This window comes from Virgibacillus chiguensis (assembly GCF_900129865.1).
GTDB classification, from domain to species: Bacteria; Bacillota; Bacilli; order Bacillales; family Amphibacillaceae; genus Virgibacillus; species Virgibacillus chiguensis.
Window position 1 is genome coordinate 38,101 of the sequence record NZ_FQXD01000006.1, and the last position, 23,083, is coordinate 61,183.

The 23,083-nt window shown below is 37.3% G+C and carries 24 protein-coding genes and 1 riboswitch; of the genes, 6 read left to right on the plus strand and 18 right to left on the minus strand.

The window, feature by feature from the left end; genetic code table 11:
- Window positions 1-330 precede the first annotated feature (330 nt).
- The 17 genes from sufB to BUB45_RS08485 all read right to left on the minus strand — a co-directional run bounded on the left by sufB (window position 331) and on the right by BUB45_RS08485 (window position 17,655).
- Complete coding sequence (gene sufB, locus BUB45_RS08415) at window positions 331-1,728, minus strand: Fe-S cluster assembly protein SufB (protein WP_073007322.1); 1,398 nt, start codon at window positions 1,726-1,728, stop codon at window positions 331-333.
- A gap of 64 nt (window positions 1,729-1,792) precedes the next feature.
- Window positions 1,793-2,227: a Fe-S cluster assembly sulfur transfer protein SufU gene (gene sufU, locus BUB45_RS08420; protein WP_073007324.1), complete on the minus strand. Its 435-nt coding sequence runs from the start codon at window positions 2,225-2,227 to the stop codon at window positions 1,793-1,795.
- On the minus strand, window positions 2,217-3,437 hold the full coding sequence (locus BUB45_RS08425) for a cysteine desulfurase (protein ID WP_073007327.1): 1,221 nt from the start codon (window positions 3,435-3,437) through the stop codon (window positions 2,217-2,219). The genes sufU and BUB45_RS08425 overlap by 11 nt, the downstream gene beginning before the upstream one ends.
- Window positions 3,437-4,744 (minus strand): Fe-S cluster assembly protein SufD, encoded by a 1,308-nt coding sequence (sufD, locus tag BUB45_RS08430; RefSeq protein ID WP_073007330.1) that lies wholly within the window; start codon window positions 4,742-4,744, stop codon window positions 3,437-3,439. The genes BUB45_RS08425 and sufD overlap by 1 nt, the downstream gene beginning before the upstream one ends.
- Window positions 4,745-4,761: 17 nt before the next feature.
- Complete coding sequence (sufC, locus tag BUB45_RS08435; RefSeq protein ID WP_073007331.1) at window positions 4,762-5,547, minus strand: Fe-S cluster assembly ATPase SufC; 786 nt, start codon at window positions 5,545-5,547, stop codon at window positions 4,762-4,764.
- Window positions 5,548-6,021: 474 nt separating this feature from the next.
- Entirely contained in the window at window positions 6,022-6,192 is a 171-nt protein-coding gene (locus BUB45_RS19835; protein ID WP_164085238.1) for a YuzK family famiily protein, read from the minus strand.
- A gap of 201 nt (window positions 6,193-6,393) precedes the next feature.
- Window positions 6,394-7,218 (minus strand): MetQ/NlpA family ABC transporter substrate-binding protein, encoded by an 825-nt coding sequence (locus tag BUB45_RS08440; RefSeq protein ID WP_073007334.1) that lies wholly within the window; start codon window positions 7,216-7,218, stop codon window positions 6,394-6,396.
- 81 nt (window positions 7,219-7,299) lie between these two features.
- The gene (locus tag BUB45_RS08445) at window positions 7,300-7,968 is read right to left on the minus strand and encodes a methionine ABC transporter permease (RefSeq protein ID WP_073007337.1); all 669 of its coding nucleotides are present in this window, start codon (window positions 7,966-7,968) and stop codon (window positions 7,300-7,302) included.
- Window positions 7,958-8,989, minus strand: coding sequence for a methionine ABC transporter ATP-binding protein (locus tag BUB45_RS08450; RefSeq protein WP_073007339.1), 1,032 nt, complete (start codon window positions 8,987-8,989; stop codon window positions 7,958-7,960). Before BUB45_RS08450 ends, BUB45_RS08445 begins: the two co-directional genes overlap by 11 nt.
- Before the next feature lie 100 nt (window positions 8,990-9,089).
- Window positions 9,090-9,204: riboswitch (SAM riboswitch) on the minus strand.
- 68 nt (window positions 9,205-9,272) lie between these two features.
- Window positions 9,273-9,587, minus strand: a complete 315-nt coding sequence (locus tag BUB45_RS08455; RefSeq protein WP_073007342.1) for a thioredoxin family protein — start codon at window positions 9,585-9,587, stop codon at window positions 9,273-9,275.
- Window positions 9,588-9,609: 22 nt separating this feature from the next.
- Window positions 9,610-9,966 (minus strand): toprim domain-containing protein, encoded by a 357-nt coding sequence (locus BUB45_RS08460; protein WP_073007345.1) that lies wholly within the window; start codon window positions 9,964-9,966, stop codon window positions 9,610-9,612.
- Between the two features lie 680 nt (window positions 9,967-10,646).
- Window positions 10,647-11,027, minus strand: a complete 381-nt coding sequence (gene gcvH, locus BUB45_RS08465; protein ID WP_073007348.1) for a glycine cleavage system protein GcvH — start codon at window positions 11,025-11,027, stop codon at window positions 10,647-10,649.
- Window positions 11,028-11,200: 173 nt separating this feature from the next.
- Entirely contained in the window at window positions 11,201-11,554 is a 354-nt protein-coding gene (locus BUB45_RS08470) for an arsenate reductase family protein (protein ID WP_073007350.1), read from the minus strand.
- A 210-nt stretch (window positions 11,555-11,764) separates the two neighbouring features.
- Window positions 11,765-11,953 carry a hypothetical protein gene (locus BUB45_RS20150; RefSeq protein ID WP_212590755.1) on the minus strand — a complete coding sequence of 63 codons (189 nt, stop codon included), beginning with the start codon at window positions 11,951-11,953 and terminating at the stop codon, window positions 11,765-11,767.
- A gap of 229 nt (window positions 11,954-12,182) precedes the next feature.
- A complete protein-coding gene (locus tag BUB45_RS08475) occupies window positions 12,183-13,967 on the minus strand; it encodes an acyl-CoA dehydrogenase family protein (RefSeq protein ID WP_073007353.1) in 1,785 nt (594 codons plus the stop codon).
- A gap of 96 nt (window positions 13,968-14,063) precedes the next feature.
- Complete coding sequence (locus BUB45_RS08480; RefSeq protein ID WP_073007356.1) at window positions 14,064-15,239, minus strand: acetyl-CoA C-acetyltransferase; 1,176 nt, start codon at window positions 15,237-15,239, stop codon at window positions 14,064-14,066.
- A 16-nt stretch (window positions 15,240-15,255) separates the two neighbouring features.
- Window positions 15,256-17,655 carry a 3-hydroxyacyl-CoA dehydrogenase/enoyl-CoA hydratase family protein gene (locus BUB45_RS08485; RefSeq protein WP_073007358.1) on the minus strand — a complete coding sequence of 800 codons (2,400 nt, stop codon included), beginning with the start codon at window positions 17,653-17,655 and terminating at the stop codon, window positions 15,256-15,258.
- A 510-nt stretch (window positions 17,656-18,165) separates the two neighbouring features.
- Here BUB45_RS08485 and BUB45_RS08490 point away from each other — a divergent pair.
- The 6 genes from BUB45_RS08490 to BUB45_RS08515 all read left to right on the plus strand — a co-directional run bounded on the left by BUB45_RS08490 (window position 18,166) and on the right by BUB45_RS08515 (window position 22,083).
- Complete coding sequence (locus BUB45_RS08490; protein ID WP_073007361.1) at window positions 18,166-19,143, plus strand: metal ABC transporter solute-binding protein, Zn/Mn family; 978 nt, start codon at window positions 18,166-18,168, stop codon at window positions 19,141-19,143.
- A 38-nt stretch (window positions 19,144-19,181) separates the two neighbouring features.
- A complete protein-coding gene (locus BUB45_RS08495; protein ID WP_101932353.1) occupies window positions 19,182-19,937 on the plus strand; it encodes a metal ABC transporter ATP-binding protein in 756 nt (251 codons plus the stop codon).
- A gap of 15 nt (window positions 19,938-19,952) precedes the next feature.
- Window positions 19,953-20,789, plus strand: a complete 837-nt coding sequence (locus tag BUB45_RS08500) for a metal ABC transporter permease (RefSeq protein WP_073007366.1) — start codon at window positions 19,953-19,955, stop codon at window positions 20,787-20,789.
- A 159-nt stretch (window positions 20,790-20,948) separates the two neighbouring features.
- Window positions 20,949-21,368 (plus strand): Fur family transcriptional regulator, encoded by a 420-nt coding sequence (locus BUB45_RS08505; protein ID WP_073007369.1) that lies wholly within the window; start codon window positions 20,949-20,951, stop codon window positions 21,366-21,368.
- On the plus strand, window positions 21,347-21,745 hold the full coding sequence (gene crcB / locus BUB45_RS08510; protein WP_073007372.1) for a fluoride efflux transporter CrcB: 399 nt from the start codon (window positions 21,347-21,349) through the stop codon (window positions 21,743-21,745). Before BUB45_RS08505 ends, crcB begins: the two co-directional genes overlap by 22 nt.
- Complete coding sequence (locus tag BUB45_RS08515) at window positions 21,742-22,083, plus strand: fluoride efflux transporter FluC (protein WP_073007375.1); 342 nt, start codon at window positions 21,742-21,744, stop codon at window positions 22,081-22,083. Before crcB ends, BUB45_RS08515 begins: the two co-directional genes overlap by 4 nt.
- A gap of 217 nt (window positions 22,084-22,300) precedes the next feature.
- Here the strand turns inward: BUB45_RS08515 and BUB45_RS08520 are convergent, their stop codons facing one another.
- Complete coding sequence (locus BUB45_RS08520; protein ID WP_073007378.1) at window positions 22,301-23,083, minus strand: VLRF1 family aeRF1-type release factor; 783 nt, start codon at window positions 23,081-23,083, stop codon at window positions 22,301-22,303.

A 23,083-nucleotide genomic window follows, 5' to 3' on the forward strand; every position in this document is an offset into this window, starting at 1 on the left:
AGTGGAGAATTAACGCATATATCATGCTGAACTAACCGAGAAAGCCTATAGTCAAACCAAGTGCAATGATTGCTAAAAAATAGGATTGTTGAAATAAGCGTTACATACAAGGCAAAAGAAGGATATAGAAAGACATTATTCCTTAAAAACGAAAGTCCCATTAAACCTTTGAATGCAAAAATACACCTAAAATGAAGAAAATAAACCCCACATGCTACGTTGATTTCCCTTAAAAGAGTAAGCTTTTCATATTCCTTCATCTTTTTTATAGCTCAAGAAAAAACCCCCTTGTCACAGACATCGTTGTAACAAGGGAGTTGTTTATTCATATTATCCAATTGACCCTTCCATTTCAAACGAAATTAACCGGTTCATTTCAACTGCATATTCCATTGGTAGTTCTTTTGTGAATGGTTCAATGAAGCCCATAACGATCATTTCTGTTGCTTCTTCTTCTGTTAAGCCACGGCTCATCAGATAGAACAGCTGCTCTTCAGAAACTTTGGACACTTTTGCTTCATGCTCCAATGAAATATTGTCATTGTTTATTTCATTGTATGGAATCGTATCGGATGTGGATTCATTATCCATAATAAGCGTATCGCATTCAATGTTCGAGCGAGCACCTGATGCTTTACGTCCAAAATGCACAAGTCCTCGGTAAGATACTTTTCCGCCATTTTTTGAAATAGACTTCGAAACAATTGAAGATGACGTATTAGGTGCTAGGTGATGCATTTTTGCACCAGCATCTTGCAACTGCCCTTTTCCAGCAAAGGCAATAGAAAGTGTGTAACCACGAGAACCCTCCCCTTTTAAAAGCACTGCAGGATACTTCATCGTAATTTTAGAGCCAATATTACCGTCAATCCATTCCATTGTCGCATTCTCATCACAGGTAGCACGCTTAGTTACTAGGTTATAAACGTTGTTTGCCCAGTTTTGGATCGTAGTGTAACGGCAATAAGCGTCTTTTTTAACAAAGATTTCTACGACTGCACTGTGTAATGAATTAGTCGTATAAATTGGTGCTGTACAACCTTCTACATAATGGACAGAAGCACCTTCATCAACGATAATCAACGTACGCTCAAACTGTCCCATGTTTTCTGAGTTAATACGGAAATAAGCTTGGAGTGGCGTTGTCGTCTTTACACCTTTTGGTACATATATAAATGAACCTCCAGACCAAACAGCTGAATTTAAAGCAGCAAATTTATTGTCTGTTGCTGGAATCACTTTACCAAAATATTCTTTGAATAGCTCTTCATTTTCTTTTAGTGCTGTATCGGTATCCTTGAATACGATACCCATTTCTTCTAAATCTTCTTTTAAACTATGGTAAACAACTTCAGATTCATATTGCGCAGAAACACCTGCTAAATATTTTTGTTCCGCTTCAGGGATACCTAGCTTATCAAAAGTTCGTTTGATTTCTTCTGGTACTTCATCCCATGTTCTTCCTTGTTTTTCTGAAGGCTTCACATAGTAAACAATTTCATCAAAATTCAACTCTGAAAGGTCTCCACCCCATTGAGGCATTGGACGCTCATAGAAATGTTCCAACGCTTTAAGACGGTAATCAAGCATCCATTGCGGTTCTTCCTTCATTCTGGAAATCTCTTCAACAATTTCGCGAGTCAGACCTTTTCCTGAGCGAAAGACAGAAACGTCACGATCATGAAACCCATATTTATACTCTTCGATTTCTGGCATGTTTTTTGCCATTAATAAACCCCTCCTTTTAGGATAATTCAAATAGAGTCAATCGCGTCTTCATTGCATTTGACTTTTATTCGTCTTTAACACCCTTTTCCATTGCTTTCCAACAAAGGGTGGCACATTTAATTCTTGCAGGAAACTTGGATACACCTTGCAGCGCTTCAATATCTCCTACATCTAGGCCTGTCGTATCAACATCTTCTCCTAACATCATTTTGGAGAACATCTCGGACATTTTCAAAGCTTTTTCAACTTCTAACCCTTTAATTGCTTGGGTCATCATAGAAGCTGAGGCCATACTAATCGAACAGCCCTCACCTTCAAATTTGGCATCTTTAACAATCCCATCTTCTACTTGCATGTTAAGCTGAATTCGATCTCCGCAAGTAGGATTGTTCATGTCGACTGTCAAAGTATCTCCATCTAAATTGCCTTTGTTCCGCGGGTTTTTATAATGATCCATAATTACTTGTCTGTAAAGTGTATCTAGGTTATTAAAAGCCATTCCCAAAATACTCCTTTGTCTTCTTGAGTCCGTCTACGAGACGGTCAACATCTTCTTCTGTATTATACAAATAGAGGCTTGCTCTCGCCGTTGCTGTCACATCAAGCCAACGCATCAATGGCTGTGCACAATGATGACCTGCTCGAACAGCAATGCCATCTGCATCTAAAACGGTTGCTGTATCATGAGGATGGACATCGTCAAGATTAAACGTAATAAGCGCAGCACGATGTTTTGGACCATAAATCGTAATTCCATCCATCGCTTGCATCTTTTCATAGGCATATGTGGCAAGTTTTTCCTCATGCTTTGAAATAGCATCCATACCGATGTCTTCGATAAAATCAATAGCGGCGCCTAAACCTATAGCACCAGCAATAATTGGCGTACCACCTTCAAATTTCCATGGAAGCTCTTTCCATGTGGAGTCATAAAGATTTACGAAATCAATCATTTCTCCGCCAAATTCAACTGGCTCCATATTTTCGAGCAATTCTTTTTTTCCATAAAGTACACCAATACCAGTTGGAGCGCACATTTTATGACCTGAAAAAGCATAGAAATCACAATCCAGCTCTTGAACATCTACTTTCATATGCGGTGCGCCTTGTGCTCCATCTACTACCATAATAGCACCATGATCATGAGCTATAGTGGCTACTTCTTTTATTGGATTGATCGTACCTAACACATTAGACACATGCGTCATTGCAACTATTTTTGTTTGTTCGGAAACCATTTCCCTGACATCTTCTAACCGGATCGTCCCATCCTCTTGTAATGGTATATATTTTAATGTAGCACCGGTGGCTTTGGCAGCTTGTTGCCAAGGGATGATATTACTATGATGCTCCATTGGCGTAATTATAATTTCATCCCCAGCTTGTAAGTTAGTCCGTGCGTAGCTAGTTGCAATGGTATTAATTGCCGTTGTAGTTCCTCGCGTAAAAATAATTTCGGCACTACTGGATGCATGAATAAAACGACGCACTTTTTCTCTTGCTCCCTCATACGCAGTTGTTGCTTTTGTCCCTAGCGTATGCACGCCACGATGAACATTGGAATTATATGTCCGATAATAGGTATCTACAGCTTCAATCACTTGGATAGGCTTTTGTGAAGTCGCTGAAGAATCTAAATAAACAAAAGGATGGCCATTCACTTCCTGGTTGAGAATAGGAAATTGCTCCCGAATGGCTTTAACATCCATTAATATACCTTCCTTTCAATAACTTGCGTCAATTGATTTTTCACCGCTTCAATTGGAAGTTGATTTACTACTGGAGCTAAGAAACCATGAATAATTAGACGTTCTGCTTCTTCTTGTGTAATTCCTCGACTCATTAAATAATAAAGCTGTAATGGGTCTACTCTCCCAACAGAAGCTGCGTGACCAGCAGTTACATCATCTTCATCGATTAATAAAATCGGGTTTGCATCTCCACGAGCTTTCTCACTTAACATGAGTACACGAGATTCTTGCTCCGCATTTGATTTAGAAGCACCATGTTCTATTTTACCAATTCCGTTAAAAATAGAAGTAGCTCCTTCCTTCATTACACCGTGTTGTAAAATATATCCTTCTGAATTTTTACCAAAATGGACAATTTTTGCAGTAAAGTTTTGTGTTTGTTTTCCACGGCCAACAGATACTGTCTTCGCATTGGAAAGTGAATTCTCGCCAACTAAATGGGTAATATTCTCTGAGACGGTGTTACCATCATTCATTTGTCCTAGTGCCCACTCAATCGTTGCGTCCCGGTAAGCAACCCCACGACGGTTATTGTAAGCCGTAGTACCTGCGGCAAAATTATCCACCGCTCCAAAGGAAACTTTTGCATTATCCTGGGCAATAACTTCTGTTACAATATTTGCAACCGTTGATTCGTTTTCATTATGAGAAATATAGTTTTCTACATACGTTACTGAACTGCCCTGTTCTGCGACCACGAGCACATGGTTAAACATAGAAAGCTCTGGATCTTCCTGCCAGAATATAGCTTGTAAAGGTGCTTCAACAACAACATTTTTAGGAATGTAAACAAAAACACCACCGTTCATTAAAGCTGCATGCATGGCTGTTAAACGATGCTCATCAACCGATACGGCATCTTTCATATAATAGCGCTGTACAAGATCGCCATGTTGCTGCAAAGCAGTAAAAATATCTGTGAAGATAACACCTTTATCTTCTAGTTCTTTACTTAATGTACTGTGAGCAACAGAATGGTTACGCTGAATTAGGAGGTTCTCAGGCAAGTTATTTTCATCCAAATATTCCTGTAATTCAACGGGCAGATCTTGTAATGAAGTAATTTCCTCACCTTTTGCTGTATGTTTAAACTCCGTAAAATTCCATTTACCAATCTTCGTTTTATCCGGTTTTGGTAATTCTAGATCTTCAGCTTTGTTTAACGCTTGAAGTCGTAAATCTAACATCCATTGTGGTTCATTTCGTTCTTTTGAAAACTGTTCAATGTACTCTTTATTGTATGGTAACTTGGTTTCTACAGTCATAAATACCCCTCCTTACGTTACGCATTTTGCTCAACAGTATGGTCTTCGATACCTAATTCTTCTTTAATCCACTCATAACCTTCTGATTCAAGTCGCTTAGCTAATTCTGGTCCACCAGATTTAACAACGCGGCCTTGCATCATGACATGCACGAAATCAGGAGTTATATAGTTTAATAAACGTTGATAGTGTGTAATAATTAAGCAGCCAAAGTTTTCGTCACGAAGCTTGTTAATGCCTTTAGACACTATTTTTAATGCATCAATATCTAAACCAGAGTCGATTTCATCCAAAATGGCGATCTCAGGCTTCAGTAGCATAAGTTGCAGAATTTCGTTACGCTTTTTCTCCCCGCCAGAAAACCCTTCATTCAAATATCTTTGCGCCATATTCTTATCAATTTCTAAATAATCAAGAACATTATCCATTTCTTTAATAAAGTTCATAAGTGAAATCTCATTTCCTTCGCCACGGCGAGCATTCATCGAAGAACGCAAGAAGTCAGAAGTAGTTACACCACTAATTTCACTTGGGTATTGCATGGCAAGGAATAAACCAGCACGAGCACGCTCATCTACTTCCATTTCCAATACATCTTCTCCATCCAATAAGATGCTTCCTTCCGTAACTTCATACTTCGGGTGCCCCATAATCGCAGAAGCTAAAGTGGATTTCCCAGTACCATTTGGTCCCATAATTGCATGAAATTCTCCACCCTTTATTGTTAAGTCGACACCTTTTAGTATCTCCTTATCTTCAATTGATACGTGTAAATTCTTGATTTCTAGCGTAGATCCAGCCATATTTATACCTCCAAATTCATTATTATAGATATCACATCTCTATAAACGTGATATTCATTCTCAATTTATTCTCATTACAATCTTAAATCATTTCGAATTTATTATCAACTCTTTAGAACAGGAAATCCTATGTATAAATGGACATTCTTTATAATATCTTAATGATAATGGACAACTCAAATTCTTAGCCTCTACTTATTTTAACGATTTAAAATGCATGGTGGCAACGGTTATCAGGATATAAACCCGCAGTGCATCTTTCGTCCTTTTAGTTTGTTGCATCCCCCACTAAATATTTTTTTAGTAGCTTAAGGGTATCACCTAAAGCCCTCTTACGACAAAATTTCGGTGTTGCTATTTCTCACTTAGGCTTGTTTAAATTGTAGAAGCAGGCACCTTACAACAACAGCAAAAGGGCGTTTATTGCGAATCGCAAACGCCCTTCACTATTATTTATCTACATTTTTAAAATAATTAGCCGTGTTGTTGGTTCATATATGCTAAGGTAAATAGCTTACACTTCTGATATTCTTGCTGCCGTTTTTTTTCAACTGCTAGCCGTTGTTTTAACTTGCGTTGATACTCCGCAAAACCAATATGATGCGATTGCTGCATTGCTTTTTCCATTTCAGAAGTGTACTTCATTTTTATTCCACTATGAATAGGGAATCATCCTTTCCTCGTTTTGACTCATCATAAGCTTAACATAAGACAAGTTCCCTTCTCAAAATGGATATAAACGCTTCATTCGGCATAATCGCGGTTAAATTTCACATATAGACGGATACGTTGGCGATACCTACACATACAGTAAATTCCGCTAAATCTTTGCCTATTGCTGCTATTTTATTTCTTTTCTTTTACTGGAACAATTGCTCCATTATATTTCTCCCTCATAAAAGCTTGAATTTCTTCTGATTGTAAGACCTCAGCTAATTTATTTAATGCTTCATCGTCTTTATCCTCTTTCTTCACTGCCAACACATTCACATAAGGAGATTCATCGCCTTCAATAAATAAACCGTCTTCTTCTGGCTTTAGACCAGCATCAATAGCATAGTTCGTATTAATAGCTACAAGGGCATCCTCTTCCCTTTCATAGTATTCTGGAAGGACAGCAGCCTCATATTCAGGTAAAAAAGTCAAGTTTTTTGGGTTTTCTACTATATCATCAACAGTAGCACGTGCTTTGTCTACATCTTCATCTATTTTAATAAGTCCTTGTTCTTCAAACAAAGTTAAAATTCGCCCGTGATCTGGCACGGAGTTACTCATAATAACTTCCGTTCCTTCTGGAATATCCTCCACACTAGATATGCCTTTGGAATATACACCCATCGGTTCAATATGAATACCAGCAATATAATCTAAATCGTAACCTGTATCATCAATTGTTTGCTCAAGAAAGGGGATGTGTTGATAATAGTTAGCATCAATTTCTCCATTCGCAAGATCATCATTCGGTAATACATAGTCTTGGTATTCACTAATTTCCAGTGTAATCCCTTCTTCTTCTAAAATCGGCTTTGCTTCTGCTAATATTTCTGCGTGTGGTACACTTGAAGCCCCGACGGTTATTTTATTATCATCTTTTTCTTCTCCCCCACCACAAGCAGTTAATAAACCACCTAAAGCAGTAAGGATTAAAATGGAGAGAATATATTTTTTCATGTTGACACACTCCTCTTTCAAAGTTTTTATTTGCATACACTTGTCAAAATTACACTTCATTATAATAATTATTAATTTCCTTTATCTTTTATCTAATTTGCGTGTAATATAATCACCAATAAATTGAAATAGAAATACAATGAGCACAATAATAACGGAACAAAGTAAAACAATATCAAAATCTCTACGTTGAAAGCCCGAATAATATGCATAGCTCCCCAGGCCTCCTGACCCAATTGCTCCTGCCATTGCTGTATAACCTATTAGCGCAATGGCAGTAACGGTAAGTCCTGAAATTAAAGCTGGCATTGCTTCTGGTAACAATACTTTAAAAATAATTGTTCGGGTCTTGGCGCCCATTGCTTTAGCAGCCTCTATGACACCTTTATCTACTTCTCTTAAAGCAATTTCCACCAACCGTCCATAAAACGGCGCGGCTCCAATAATTAATGCCGGGAGCGCAGCGTTAGGGCCTCTTATCGTACCAACAAGAAAATCAGTAAATGGGAATAACAATAATATTAATATAATAAAAGGAATAGCACGGAATACATTTACAAATGTGGCCGTGATAAAGTTAACCCATTTATTTTCCCACAGTCCCCCTTTATTAGTGAGAAATAACAGTAACCCAAGTAAAATCCCCAAAATAAAGGTTCCAATTAAAGCAATAATCGTCATATAAAATGTTTCTTTCGTTGCTTCTACAATGTCTTCTACTTTAATAGTAGCAAATAAATCAGCGAACACCGCGGATCACCTCTAACTCTACGGAAGTCTTTTCTGTTACGTGTTGAATTGCTTTAGTAATTTCTAATTCTTCACCAGTCATTTGGATAAATAGCGTACCGTACGCACCGGCCTGCGTTCGCGTAATTTTCCCTTGTAAAATACTAATGTCAATGTCATACGCCTTCACAAGCTTACTAATTAAAGCGTCGTTCGTTGTTTCGCCTACAAAATGGAGCCGAATTAACTTACCATTCTCAAATGTGTGAACTAAATGTTCAAACTCATTCTCGGCTTCTGCATCCCCCATTAGCTGTTGAACGAACTTTTTCGTAACATCTGTTTTGGGGTGTGCAAACACATCCAAAACATTACCATGTTCTACCACTTTTCCATTTTCCATCACGGCTACCTGATTACATATTTTTCGAATCACGCGCATTTCATGTGTAATTAATATAATCGTTAAGCCTAGTTGTTGATTTATATCTACAAGCAAGTCCAAAATAGAATTCGTTGTTTCTGGATCTAATGCGGATGTTGCTTCATCACATAATAATACGGAAGGCTTGTTTGCTAATGCTCTCGCTATGCCAACCCGCTGTTTTTGCCCACCACTTAATTGCGAAGGGTAAGTCGCTTCCTTCCCGGATAAACCGACCAAATCAATGAGAGATTGAACACGTTGGTTCCGTTCTTCTTTTTCAACACCTGCTATTTCTAATGGGAAAGCTATATTTTCTTTTACAGTACGTGACCATAACAAATTAAAATGCTGGAATACCATGCCAATATCTTGTCTAGCTAACCGCAATTCATTCTTTTTTAATGCTGTTATTTCTTGATTACGGATAAAAATCTTACCACCTGTAGGTTCTTCTAAACGATTCAGTAATCGCACAAACGTACTTTTTCCTGCACCACTATAACCGATCACACCAAAGATATCTCCTTGTTTAATCGAAAGGGTTACATCGTCAACAGCCGTTGTTTCTGTCTTGTTTGCAGTAAAAACTTTACGCAAACCCTCTATCGATATCACACTTAGTCCTCCTTTTTGTCCCTTTACTATTATGCCCACATCAGCAATTAAAAACGCCTTTCTGCAAGAGAACAGAAAGACGTATACATGTCAAAATGTCCCCTCATCTACCAAGACATATGCCTTGCAGGAATTAGCACCTTTCAAAATAAAACATTTATTTGAAGGTTGCCGCGGGTTCGTAGGGCCAGTCCCTCCACCGCTCAAGATAAGAGTTAATTATTATTTAATTGGAATAGAAATCATAATAACACGTTGCTTGCTATCTGTCAATGTAATTTTACTATCGAAAAGAAAACAATTCTGGTCTATGCATGATCAAGTGTTGGTATATATTTGCTACATCACGAAATGCATACATTTTTTCAACGAGCTCTCCATCTTTCTTTATAAGCAAACAAGGAACACTTGCTATTTGATGCGTTTGCATAAATTCTGGATGTAGTGATGCATTCATTTCTAAAAATATCTCTTGCTTTTGCATTTGTTCTATTTTAAGCAACATACTTTTAGCAAGATTACACGTTCCGCAAAGTGGCGTATAAATATAAAGAAAATAATTGGATTGCTGTAGTTGCTCTTTTGTTACTTGTTGCAAACTATCACCTTTTTACTTTAAATTAAATCAGAAATATAGGATTAACCGCTATTCGTTTACTCACTAAAACTTGAGCTAGTACATTTTCAGGTGTCGTCGCTACTTCTCTGTACTCGCTACTTACATATACATGTTCTGCATGTGGCAATTCTCTTGCTAGTTGTTTACGAAGCTTGATGCCAGAAGGATCTTCGTCGACAAGAATAAAAACATCCTTATCATCTAAACCATATTCCTCCAACATGTGATCAAATCGCTCTACTCCAAGCGTTCCATTTGTGCAAACAATGGTGATCTCTTCGGCAATCACTTTATTCACTTGCTTCTTATCAGTCAATCCTTCTACAATCATAACCTTTTCTGATCCATTTGTAATCATCACACAGCACTCCTTGAAAAATCAAGCAACAAGCTTGCAATAAAATATATTTTATTTACTTTAGCTGTCTTTCAATAGTGCAAACCTAGCTGGGAATATATACTACTTACAAAAGGATAACTGCATAGCTAGGAGGCTTTTTGACTATTGAATGTATACATCATTTAGCAGGGCGTCATCTCTGTACTATAATGCTTGTTTTCATATTACCTATAAGTTTACTCCTAGTTTATGTAGCAGACGGACAATTATTAACAATCTTATAAACAAAGTTGATTGCAAATCATTGCAATCAGCTTTGTTCGCATTATAAGGAAATATCAAGTTTTTAAGGTTTATAGTATAAGAAGAACAAAGGCTCGGGGGCGCCCAGTTAGCAACGTAGCGAGTGGAACGAATCAACGAAAGTTTTAGGAATCATGCTCCTGCAACAGGAGTATGCCAGCGCCCTCCGGCAAGCCCATCTTTAGTCGGTATTCCTATTTCGTACGAACCGATGATGACTTAGCTTAGGGCAATGGAGTGAAGTCGCCTAGTTGCTGGGCGCTGGAGCCGGGCGTGGCTAAATAACTTAGTTAGTTTATCCACAGCTGCTAAAATTTATAATTTCCATAATTTCCTAGACCAAAACAAAGGCTTTCGCCATAAGACTTTGGCGACAAGCCTAGTTTTTTTAATATTTATTCACTGATAATTTCTTCGTAAGCTTCCGCAGATAGTAAGTCATCCAATTCTGTTTCCTTCGTTGGTTCAACAACGACCATCCATGCCTTTTCGTATGGTGATTCATTCACTAATTCAGGGCTATCTTCCAATTCTTCATTCATTTCAACGACTTTCCCACTAATAGGAGCATATAATTCCGACACTGTTTTCACAGACTCCACACTACCGAAAGGCTCATTGATTTCTAATTCGTCACCGACTTCAGGTAGTTCAACGAACACAATGTCACCTAACTCATCTTGTGCAAATGCAGTAATTCCAATGCGCACAGTTCCATCTTCTTTTTTTACCCATTCGTGTTCTTTTGAATATAGTAAATCCTTTGGTACGCTCATATTTATTCCCTCCAAATGATATATTCCAATTTCACTATACAAGGTTCAGTCCCAATTATCCAGTATTATTTTAAATAGATTAATCCAAAAGTTTTACCCTTCACTTGTAGTTAACATCGTACAATCCTTCATCAACTTGATTTTTTATTCGACAGTTCGGTTGGAATAAGCTATTATAGCCAATTTTTTTCAAATTCTTCCTCTTTGAAGCCAACAGTTACGTTAGAGCCATCTGTTACAATTGGTCGCTTAATTAGCATTCCGTCAGAGGCTAATATCTCCGCCATTTCTTCTTCCGTGGCATCTGCTATTTTTTCCTTCATATTTAATTCACGGTATTTTTTACCACTTGTGTTAAAGAATTTCTTTGCAGGCATCCCACTCTTCTGCATAAGTTCAAGTATATCTTCTTTATTGGGTGGATTTTGAACTATATGTATCGGTTTGTAATTCACTTGATGATTATCTAACCATTTTTTCGCTTTTTTGCATGTCCCACAGTTCGGATACCAGTAAAAAGTCAGCATTAGACAGCCCCCAATCTATAATATGTATCATTATATCAAAATAAACAATTGAAATTCGAATAAAATGGGGTTTGTATGTGTCAAGTTTTCCTCAACGTAGTTATAACCTCTGTATTTTCAGCACTCTATTCATGCAACTTCTACTGATTTTTAATACAACATTTAGTGTGCAATATAGATAAGTATAAATCTTTTTAGTTTATAGCATAGTTAAAAAGTAATTGTAGTCGGTATGACACGGATCCGTGGCGGGTATAATTTACGAGCCAAGACGCCAATATGAAAGGGATATTGTTCCCCCATAGAAATACTATCTTGCCCCACACTCGACGTAAAACCTCCTAAATCACCTACTGATTCCCATACTAAATAGCGGAGAGCTGTTGTGTTATAGTACAAAAAAGACGAGCTAGAATCTGTTATTTCCTTAGATTCAGCACGTCTTTTTTATTATCTGAAATGATAAAATGAGATGCTTGTAGAGCACGAAATAACCGAAAAGTATCGTCGGGCTCCATTGCCCTACACTAAGTCATCATCTGTTCACCGCGATTTCTTTATCTCGTTGATTCGATCCATCGCTACGTTGCTAAACGGGCGCTTGCGCCTTTGTTCTTACATAACTTTTTTATAGCGTATATTTTTCTTCTTCAATAATGGCAGTAGCAATTTCGCGTTTTTTTGCAATTACATTTGTCGGTGTATGCCGTGTTAACTTACGTAAAGAAGAAAGCATCATTCGTAAAGTGTCTCCTTCTTCTACAGCAATTAATGTTTCTTTAGCATTTGCCTCCATGCGATTAAACGCTTCTTGTACATAAACTTGCGTATACAACAGCTTTTGCATACTCTTTTCCTCACCATCTCGGTAAATTGCCTTTTCTGTACGCAAAATGGCAGACTCCATATTGTAAACCTCTGCTATCATATCAGCTAAATTCACAAGAATTTCTTGTTCGTTTTCGATGTTCTGCATAAATTTCTGTGCCGCTAAACCGGCTCCTAGCAATACCATTTTCTTCGCATTTTTAAGCAGATGTTTTTCTTGTTCTAATGCATCTGTGCCAACTTCTTCTGGCATCATCATCATTAGCTCTTCTTGAAGTGATTGTGCCTTTTGTAATAAAGGCAACTCACCTTTCATTGCTTTCTTCAATAATGTACCAGGAACTAATAAGCGATTAATTTCATTTGTCCCTTCAAAAATACGGTTAATACGTGAATCGCGGTACATTCGCTCTACTTCATATTCCTGCATAAAACCGTAGCCACCATGTAGTTGAACAGCTTCATCTGCTACAAAATCCAATAGTTCCGTACACATATACTTATTCATCGAACATTCTATTTGGTATTCGGCAATTGCTCTAGCAATTTCTCTACCGTCATTTAATTGCTCCTCCGTAAGTGCACCCATTCGCTGCTCAAATAAGCCTACCGTACGATATACCGCACTTTCATTTGCATATGTTTCTGTAGCCATTGTTGCTAGTTTCTCTTTTGTCAGGGAAAAGCTAGAAATAGGCTTATTAAATTGCTTACGTTCATTTACATATTTCGCCGCTAACTCAATGCCACGCTTCGCTCCACCAACACCACCAATAGCAAGCTTATAACGGCCAACATTTAAAATATTAAATGCGATAATATGGCCCCGTCCTTTTTCACCTAATAAGTTTTCTACTGGTACTTCAGCATCTTCTAAAATCAACGTACGAGTTGAGGAACTCTTAATTCCCATTTTCTTTTCTTCAGGCCCTGTGGACACACCTGGAAATTCACGTTCTACAATAAATGCGGAGAAATGTTCTCCATCAATCTTAGCATAAACAACAAACACATCAGCAAAAGCTGAATTCGTTATCCATTGCTTTTCTCCATTTAAAATATAATGTGTTCCCGTCTCATTTAACGTAGCTGTAGCTTTTGCCCCTAAAGCGTCTGAACCTGAGCTTGGTTCTGTTAAAGCATATGCTGCTAACAATTCTCCAGTAGCTAATTTCGGTAAGTACTTTTCCTTTTGCGCCTCGTTGCCGAAAAACACGATTGGCAATGAGCCAATTCCTACATGTGCACCATGTGTAACCGAAAAACCACCCGCAAGAGCAAATTTTTCCGTAATTAAAGAAGAACTGATTTTGTCTAAAGCTAAACCGCCATATTCTTCAGGAACATCCGCTCCTAACAACCCTAACTCACCAGCTTTTTTTAATAAATCTACAGAATGCTCAAATTCATGATTTTCCAAATGGTCAATTTTAGGAACTACTTCACCAACCACAAACTCTTCTGTCGTTTTCGCAATCATCTTATGCTCATCGGTAAAATCCTCTGGAGTAATGACGTCATCTGCAGTTAAATCATCAACTAAAAAACCGCCGCCTTTGAATACTTTTTCTTTTGTTTCGCTCATCTATGTGAACCCCTTTTCTATTAATTTTTACACCATGAAACGTATCCCTTTAAAATTTAAACTTTAGATTTTTCATCTTTGTCAAACAAACATGCATTATATCAGTTCAAAAACACCTGCTGCTCCCATGCCTCCCCCAATACACATGGTTACAACACCAAACTGCACTTTCCTGCGTTTCATTTCATGCATAAGTGTTAGCGTTAATTTCGTTCCTGTCATACCTAGTGGATGTCCTAACGCTATTGCACCACCATTGACATTGACTTTATCCATATCTAAATCCAAAGCTTGAATAACACGAACGGATTGAGAAGCAAACGCCTCGTTCAATTCAAATAAATCAATGTCCGCCAATTCTAAACCAGCAATTTTTAAAGCCTTTGGGATAGCAGCTACCGGCCCAACTCCCATAATTTCTGGCTCCACGCCAGCTACAGCGAATGAACGAAATTTAACCATTGGCATTAACCCATCTGCTTCTGCTTTTTCTCTATCCATTACTAACACGGATGCTGCTCCATCACTCATTTGTGATGAATTTCCTGCAGTAACCGATCCATTGATATGAAATGCAGGCCTTAATTTAGCTAAAATTTCAGTAGATGTTTCCGGACGTACTCCTTCATCCAACTTAAATGTTATCTTTTGCTCTTCTGGTTTATTTTGATTATTAATGAACCGATGCGTTACTTCAACAGGCACCATTTCATCCGTAAATTTACCTTCTTCGATTGCTTTAGCAGCGCGTTGATGACTTCTTACCGCAAAAGCGTCTTGATCTTCTCTAGAAATTTGAAAACGATTGGCAACCTCTTCTGCTGTATGCCCCATTCCCATATAATATCCTGGGGCATTTTCAACTAACTGTGAATTCGGTTTAATCACATGGCCACCCATTGGTATTAGACTCATAGATTCTGCCCCACCTGCAATAATGGTATCACTAGCTCCAACCATAATGCGCTCTGCAGCGTAAGCAATGCTTTGTAAACCTGAGGAACAATAACGATTAACTGTTATTCCAGGTACATTATGACCTAAACCTGCAAGACCAGCTATATTTCTAGCCATATTCATACCTTGTTCTGCTTCTGGCATAGCAGTGCCAATAATAACGTCGTCAATATTTCCATTATAATTTCCTGCACGTTTTAATGTTTCTTTAATGGTTAGCGCTGCTAAATCATCAGGTCTTGACTGAGCAAGTGACCCTTTATTTGCTTTGCCTACAGGGGTTCTTGCACCCGCAACAATTACTGCTTCCTTCACACCAGTTCCCCCTTCATTAATTACGTAATGGTTTTCCTTTAACCAACATGTGTTGCATTCGTTGTTGTGTTTTTGGCTCTCCAATTAAGCTTAAAAAGGCTTCTCGTTCTAAATCGAGCATTACTTGTTCATCTATTTTCGTTCCTTCTTGAATTCTACCCCCTGACAAAACATAGGCTAATTTCTCTGCCATTTTCACATCATGTTCGGAAGCATAACCACTTAAATGCAAATTTTTAGCCCCTAATACCATGGCAGCATAACCTGCATCACCGACTACTGGAATTTTTTCTCTTTTTGGCGCCCGATAGCCTGACTTTGCTAATGATAGGACATTTTCCTTTGCATCATATAGTAAATGATCTGGGTTAACGCTAATTCGATCACATTGGTCTAAAAAGCCAAATTCGCGTGCTTCAGCAGCTGAAGTAGATACTTTCGCTGTCGCTACCTTTTCAAAAACATCATTGGCTACCTTCTTCGTATCAAAGGACACGCCTTTTGGAAGTTGACGAAGCATCTTTACATACAATTCTTTCGTACCGCCGCCCCCAGGAATAAGACCTACCCCAAATTCTACAAGTCCCATATAAGTTTCTGCTGAGGCTTGAATAGAAGCTGCTGGCAAGGACACTTCTGCACCACCACCAAGCGTCATATTAAACGGTGCAACAACGACTGGTTTATTAGCATATTTAATTGCCATCGTCATATTTTGAAATTGCCGAATAACCATATCTAGTTCAAAGAAATTATCATCTTGTGCCTCCATCAACATCATGGCTAAATTAGCTCCTACACAGAAGTTCTTACCTTGATTACCAATAACGAGACCCTCGTAATTCTTCTCTACTTCTTCTATGGCGAAATGAACCATTTGCATAATATCTAATCCGATGGCATTGCTTCGAGAATGAAATTCTAAACATGCTACCCCGTCGCCTAAATCTATTAAGCTAGCTCCTGTATTCTTTTTAATAACACCCTGTACTTCTTTTAAACTGCGCAAATGGATCTCTTTTTTATTGACATCCTTTTTCTTATATGTTCCTTGATCATAAAAGTAGACGTTGCCATTTTCTGTTTGATAGAAAGATTCCTTTCCTGCTTCTAATAATTGTAAAACCCATGTAGGAACCGTTTCTCCTTCGCTTTGCATGCGTTCAACTGATTTACGCAAACCAATTGCATCCCACGTTTCAAATGGACCTAGTTCCCAGCCAAAGCCCCATTTCATCGCATCATCGATAGCTGCTATATCATCAGCTATTTCGCCTGTTAGTTCGGCAGCATATATAAATACAGGTTTTAAAATGGACCAAATGAGCGCGCTTGCTCGATCATCTTTCTGCGCTAGAAGCGTTTTCATTTTTCGATGCAAGCCCTTTTCTTGTTTTGCCATTTCCGTTGCTTTCGTTTTAAGCTTTTTCCTATCTTCATATTCCAATGTCTTTGGATTTAATTCATAAATAACGCTCCCGTCTTTCCCTTTTTTCTTTAAGAAAAATCCTTGACCACTTTTGGCGCCTAACCACCCTTTTTCTTGCATAGTATGCATAAATTCAGGAACAGAGAATTTCTCTTTTTCTTCTCCTTCCACTTGATCATATACATTCTTCGCTACATGGATAAATGTATCTAATCCTACGACATCAAGGGTACGGAAGGTAGCACTTTTCGCCCTACCAATTAACGGCCCTGTTACAGAATCAACTTCGCCGACACTATAACCGCTACGTAACATTTCCTGTACAGTAATTAACAAGCCATAAGTACCAATTCGATTAGCAATAAAGTTAGGTGTGTCCTTAGCTTCAACGACACCTTTTCCTAGAGTATCTTCGCCAAATTGCTTCATAAAGGACAGCACTTCAGGATCAGTATCTTTCGTTGGAATGACTTCAAGTAATTTTAAGTATCTTGGTGGATTAAAAAAATGTGTGCCTAGGAAATGTTTGCGAAAATCTTCCGAACATTCGCTTGACATTGCCTCAATAGAAATACCAGATGTATTTGAACTTACAATGGTTCCTGGTTTACGATGCTGTTCTACATTCGCAAAAACTTTTCGTTTAATCTCCAAATTTTCGACGACAACCTCAATAATCCAATCCACCTCAGCTAGCTTTTCCATATCATCTTCCATATTTCCTACTTCAATTAAATCAAGGCTCTCTTTCGTTGCAATAGGGGAAGGTTTTTGTTTTAATAACGCCTTTTTACTCTCTGTTGCAATTCGATTGCGAACAGATGGGTTATTTAAAGTTAGCCCCTTGTTTTCTTCCTTTTTTGTTACCTGTTTCGGTACAATATCAAGCATAATTGTTGGTATACCAACATTAGCCAAGTGTGCCGCAATTCCTGATCCCATTACCCCAGATCCTAAAACAGCAGCACGCTTGATCAATTGCTTCATAGTTTATCCTCCCATCCACACTTTGAATGAATACTCATTCATTTTATGTCGAAAATAAAAAGATAGTCTCCTATCTACTTACCTATTACTATAAAGTATTTACTGATATTTCGCAACAATTATAAACATTTTTTTATTAATAAGCTTGCAAATACATACGTAAAACATTCTCATTCATATTCTTTAACCTTGTTTAGAAACGTATAGACCATTTTTCACAAACTCCGAACAAGTCTTTATAAAAAAATTTATTACAATGCGCCTTCAATCATTGGGGAGATATCTTCATGGATGAAAGCTAAATTTAGAGAAACTTGTCTATCACCAAACCTTTAAGGTACAAGCCACCGTTTCCCTAATAGGATAAACTCTATTGGATACTTTCCTAGAAACAAAATAAAATCGTTTTTTCCGATTACTATATTAATTAATCGTAACGGTTCCTATTTACTTTTCGGAATGATTACGATATTATATGTAAAGGAGAGTTAAGAAGAGGAGGAACAACTTTTGAGGAGAACATCCATTGCTATACTTATACTTGGCTTTATTACAATATTTATTGTCGGTTGTACAAAAACAGATGGTGCTAATCAAAAGAACACTGATATAACTATATATACATCTATATATCCAATTCAGTTTGCTGTAGAGCAAATTGCTGGAGACACAGCTGATGTGCATTCCGTTTATCCGCCAGGAGTAGATGCGCATACCTATGAGCCAACCTCTAAAGACATGACAAATATAGCTAAAAGCGATGCATTTATTTACTTAGGTGCAGGGTTAGAAGGATTTGCAGAGAATGCAGCAGACGCACTGCGTTCAGAAGACGTGGAGCTTGTCGAGCTAGGTAAAAATGAGCATCTTTTTGATAAAGAAACGAACCATACGGTAAGTGATCACTCCCATGAAGATGGAGAGCATGCTGATAAAGCGGGAGCTCATGAAAGTCATACTCACGGAGATCATGATCCGCATGTATGGCTTGATCCTTTGCGAATGATTACATTATCTGACATGGTAAAAGAACGATTAATAAAACTTAACCCAGACGATAAACAGCTTTACGAAAATAATTTTGATCAATTAACAGAACAGCTACAATCGCTTGATGCCGACTTTACGTCCGTTTTGGAAGCAGCAACAAACAAACATATTCTCGTATCCCATGCAGCTTATGGTTATTGGGAAGAGCGCTATGGTTTAGAGCAAATTTCCATTAATGGGTTGTCACCTAACCATGAGCCATCACAGAAAGAACTAACCGAAATTATCGACCAAGCTGAAAACGATGATCTTCATTATATCATCTTCGAACAAAATACGTCCAATCGTATATCAAAAGTTATACAAGACCATATTCAAGCACAAGCTGTTACTATTCATAACTTATCTGTCTTAACAAAGAAAGATCTCGAAAATGAGGAAGATTATTTTTCCATTATGAAAAAAAATTTAAAAACACTCGATCAAGTAACTTCTTAATTCTCGATTGAGTCATGAAAAAGATAGGAGGCTTAAAAGTGAGTGAAGCCATTATCTCCATGAAAAACATCAGTTTTTCTTATGAAAATAAGCAAATATTAGATCATATCAATTTTTCCGTATCTAAAGGCTCATTTATGGGCTTGGTTGGGCCAAACGGAGGTGGAAAGACCACACTTATTAAATTAATTCTCGGTTTACAAAAAGCGGATGCTGGAAGTATTCAATTATTTGGCCAACCGATTGAAAAATTTAACAACTGGCATAAAATTGGTTTTGTTTCGCAAAAGGCAAATGCGTTTAATAAAGGTTTTCCAGCAACCGTATACGAAGTAGTGTCAATGGGTCTAACAGCCAAAGTTGGCTATTTAAAATTCTTTCAAAAAAAACATAAAGAAAAAATTAAGGAAGCAATTAACCAAGTTGGAATGAAGGCTTATACACATGAAAATATCGGTAACTTATCTGGTGGACAACAACAACGCATCTTTATTGCTAGATCTTTAGTCAATGATCCCGAACTACTCATCTTAGATGAACCGACTGTAGGGGTGGATAATGAGAATGTACAGCGATTTTACGATTTACTTGATAACCTAAACCGCAATAAAGGCATTACGATGCTTATGATAACGCATGACACTGGAACAATCGCTGAACAAGCAACTGAAATTGCATGTTTAAATAAAACATTGCATTTCCATGGAAAACCAGAAGCTTATAAAAGAATATCGAACGAAGAGTGGTCTCATATTTATGGGCATAATATCCATTTAATTACACACGACCATTGATTTGGAGGAAGACATATGCTAGCAGATTTTTTGGAATATGATTTTTTAAGAAATACGTTATTTACTGGAATAATAATTGGTCTTATCGCACCTTTACTAGGAACATTTATTGTGGTCAGAAGATTGTCTTTGCTAGCTGATGCGCTATCCCATGTCACTTTAGCTGGAATCGCATTCGGTTTATTATTAGAAAAAAATTTCGCACTCATGATCAGTCCACTGTATACCGGAATAGCTTTTTCTGTGTTCGGTTCAATATTAATTGAAAAGTTGCGTGGCGTTTATAAGGCATTTCAAGAGCTGGCTATTCCAATCATATTATCTGGTGGTGTAGGGCTTAGCGTTATATTTATTTCAATAGCAGATGGATTTAATACAGATTTATTTAGCTATTTGTTTGGCTCTGTATCTGCAGTAAGTAAAAGCGATTTTTATTCTATAGCTGGTATAGCAGGGTTTATTATTATTATCATCGTCTTGTTTTTCAAAGAATTATTTACACTTTCTTTTGATGAGGAGCATGCAACTATTTCTGGATTACACACGAAAGCAATCCATTTATTATTTATCGTTTTAACTGCACTAGTTATTGCAATCTCGATGAGAATCGTCGGAGTGTTACTTGTGTCTGCTCTTATGACACTACCTGTTGCAGCTAGCATGCGTTTTGCTAAAGGATTCAAGCAAATGGTGTATTTATCTATTGTATTTGGTGAAATAGCTGTTATTATAGGGTTAATAACAGGGTATTATTTAAGTTTTCCACCAGGTGGAACGATTGTATTAGTATCCATTTCACTGTTAATATTATCCATCATTATAAGCAAGCAGCGTTCAAAAGCAACATCCTAAGAATTGTAACCACATCTAAACAAGCAATACTTCTTTTTTGCTCTCTATTTAAGAAACGTTTTATTACATGATTACTTCAAGCGTCTTATTAATAAAACATATAAGTAGAAATATACCATGTGGAGCATATGAAGCACAATACGAAGTGAGGGAAGCTGTATGAATAGACAAGAGGCTGTCACACTTTTACGTAAAAAAGGCTATAAAATGACGGGGAAACGAGAAGACATCTTATCTTTTTTTGAAAAAGCAGATGGTTACCGTACCGCTAAAGATTTAATTACACATTTAGAAGAAAATTATCCCGGTATCAGTTTTGATACCATTTACCGTAATTTACATCTCTACCACGATCTAGGCATTTTGGAAACAACCGAATTAGGTGGTGAAAAGCATTTTCGAATGAATTGCGCACATCATCATCATCACCATTTTATATGTAAAGATTGTGGTAAAACAAAAGAAATTGATATTTGTCCTATGGAAGAAGTCGAACAACTATTAGCTGCATATTCGATTGAAGGACATAAATTTGAAATCTACGGAAGGTGTCCTGGATGCATGTTAGCACAAACATAAAATTAGTCACAGCAATTGGATTAGGCGGAGCAGTTGGAGCAATGGGAAGGTATAGTCTAACATTTATATTCTCAACAGATGGCTTCCCATTTGCTACGTTGTCCGCCAACTTGCTTGGCTGTTTTTTATTAAGTTATTTATTACATCATAAACAAATTAAAAAACACTTGCCACCAACGTTGTTCACAGCATTAACGACTGGATTAATTGGCTCATTTACTACTTTTTCCACTTTTACCGTTGAAACGATTGAGCTTTGGAATAGCCATTTTTTCTTAGCGATTACCTATGTTTTACTTAGCATTGCCGGCGGCTTGTTATCCTGCTATATTGGTTATTTATTTTCCATACATACTAGAAAGAAGGCAAGAATATGAGCTTTTTTTATGTTGCTTTAGGAGGCTTTTGTGGAAGCTTTGTCCGCTATCAACTGTCAATTGTCGCAAATAAGCGATTAATTGGAACTTGGCTTGCCAACGTCACAGGATCTATCCTTTTAGCATCTCTTGTACTTATATACACAAAAGAAATCCTTCCACATACTTGGTGGCTTATTCTTGGAGTCGGTTTTTGTGGAGCCTATACCACATTTTCCACATTTGGTAATGAAACCATGCAATTACTATTACAACAACAATGGAATAAGGCTATCGGCTATATTAGCCTATCGTTCATCGTTTCTATTCTACCAGCAACATTGATTTTATCGTTATAATACCAGCGTCTAGAAAGACTGACCATGTATATATCAAGTCTTTCTAGACATAGTTATAACCTCTATATTTTCATGTATCTTTTACTAATTTTAAAACACACACAAGTGAAGTGTATATCGTTGACGCTGAAAATGCTGTTGTTTTACTATATCTATCCCGAATAACGAATTATGTTGCTACCGTTATTCAGGGATGTACTTCACAACTCCCTTTGGATTATGCGAAAACTTCCTCAATTATTCTCTCTGATGCATGATCTAGCATATTTTTATTGATCACTTCATCAGGTTGCTTATTCATTTGATCTTGCAATGCTTGCGCCTGTCCTGGTTCACCTATTACCACTATTTTTTCCCAGCCCTCATCTTTAGCTAGCTTATCCAATTTAGGAGCTACAGATTTATACCAACGATGTTTATTCGCTTCAAAGCGAGCGTTTAAATCGTCCTTTTGAGTCGTAGGATTCCCTGGTCCCATCGCCGTTTTTTCACGCCAATCATCTACATTAACATCTAATTCAAAATGCTTCTCCATATCCAATTCATTTAAATAGGATTCGATAACTCTCACTTCGTTTTGCTGCACCAATACGATCCCAGTTTTTGGGTATTCTTCTTTCAATTTCTTTAATTGTTCTAATTGTGGCGTTTCCTGCCAGAAAAATTCTGTTTCTAAACGCATTTGAACTCGTATTGCAAACCACACTTCTTCATCTGCTGTTGCAAACACAATAACACCTTTGCGAAATTGTTGTTCATTGCCTCTAATGAAATTTTCCACGTTTTGTTTTACATGTTGAAAATTACGAAGTTCTTCTTTATCATCAGATTCTTCTAAATAATGTTCGAAATTACGTATTCCGTTTTTGAAATGAATTTTCCATTCCCCACCTTGTTGTTCAGGGTCAGAAGGGTCTGTATTTAAATACATGGTAAATACTTTATCAGGACCTCCTCTTTCTACTGACTCTAATTGTTTTAGTTCTTTGTTTAAATCCAT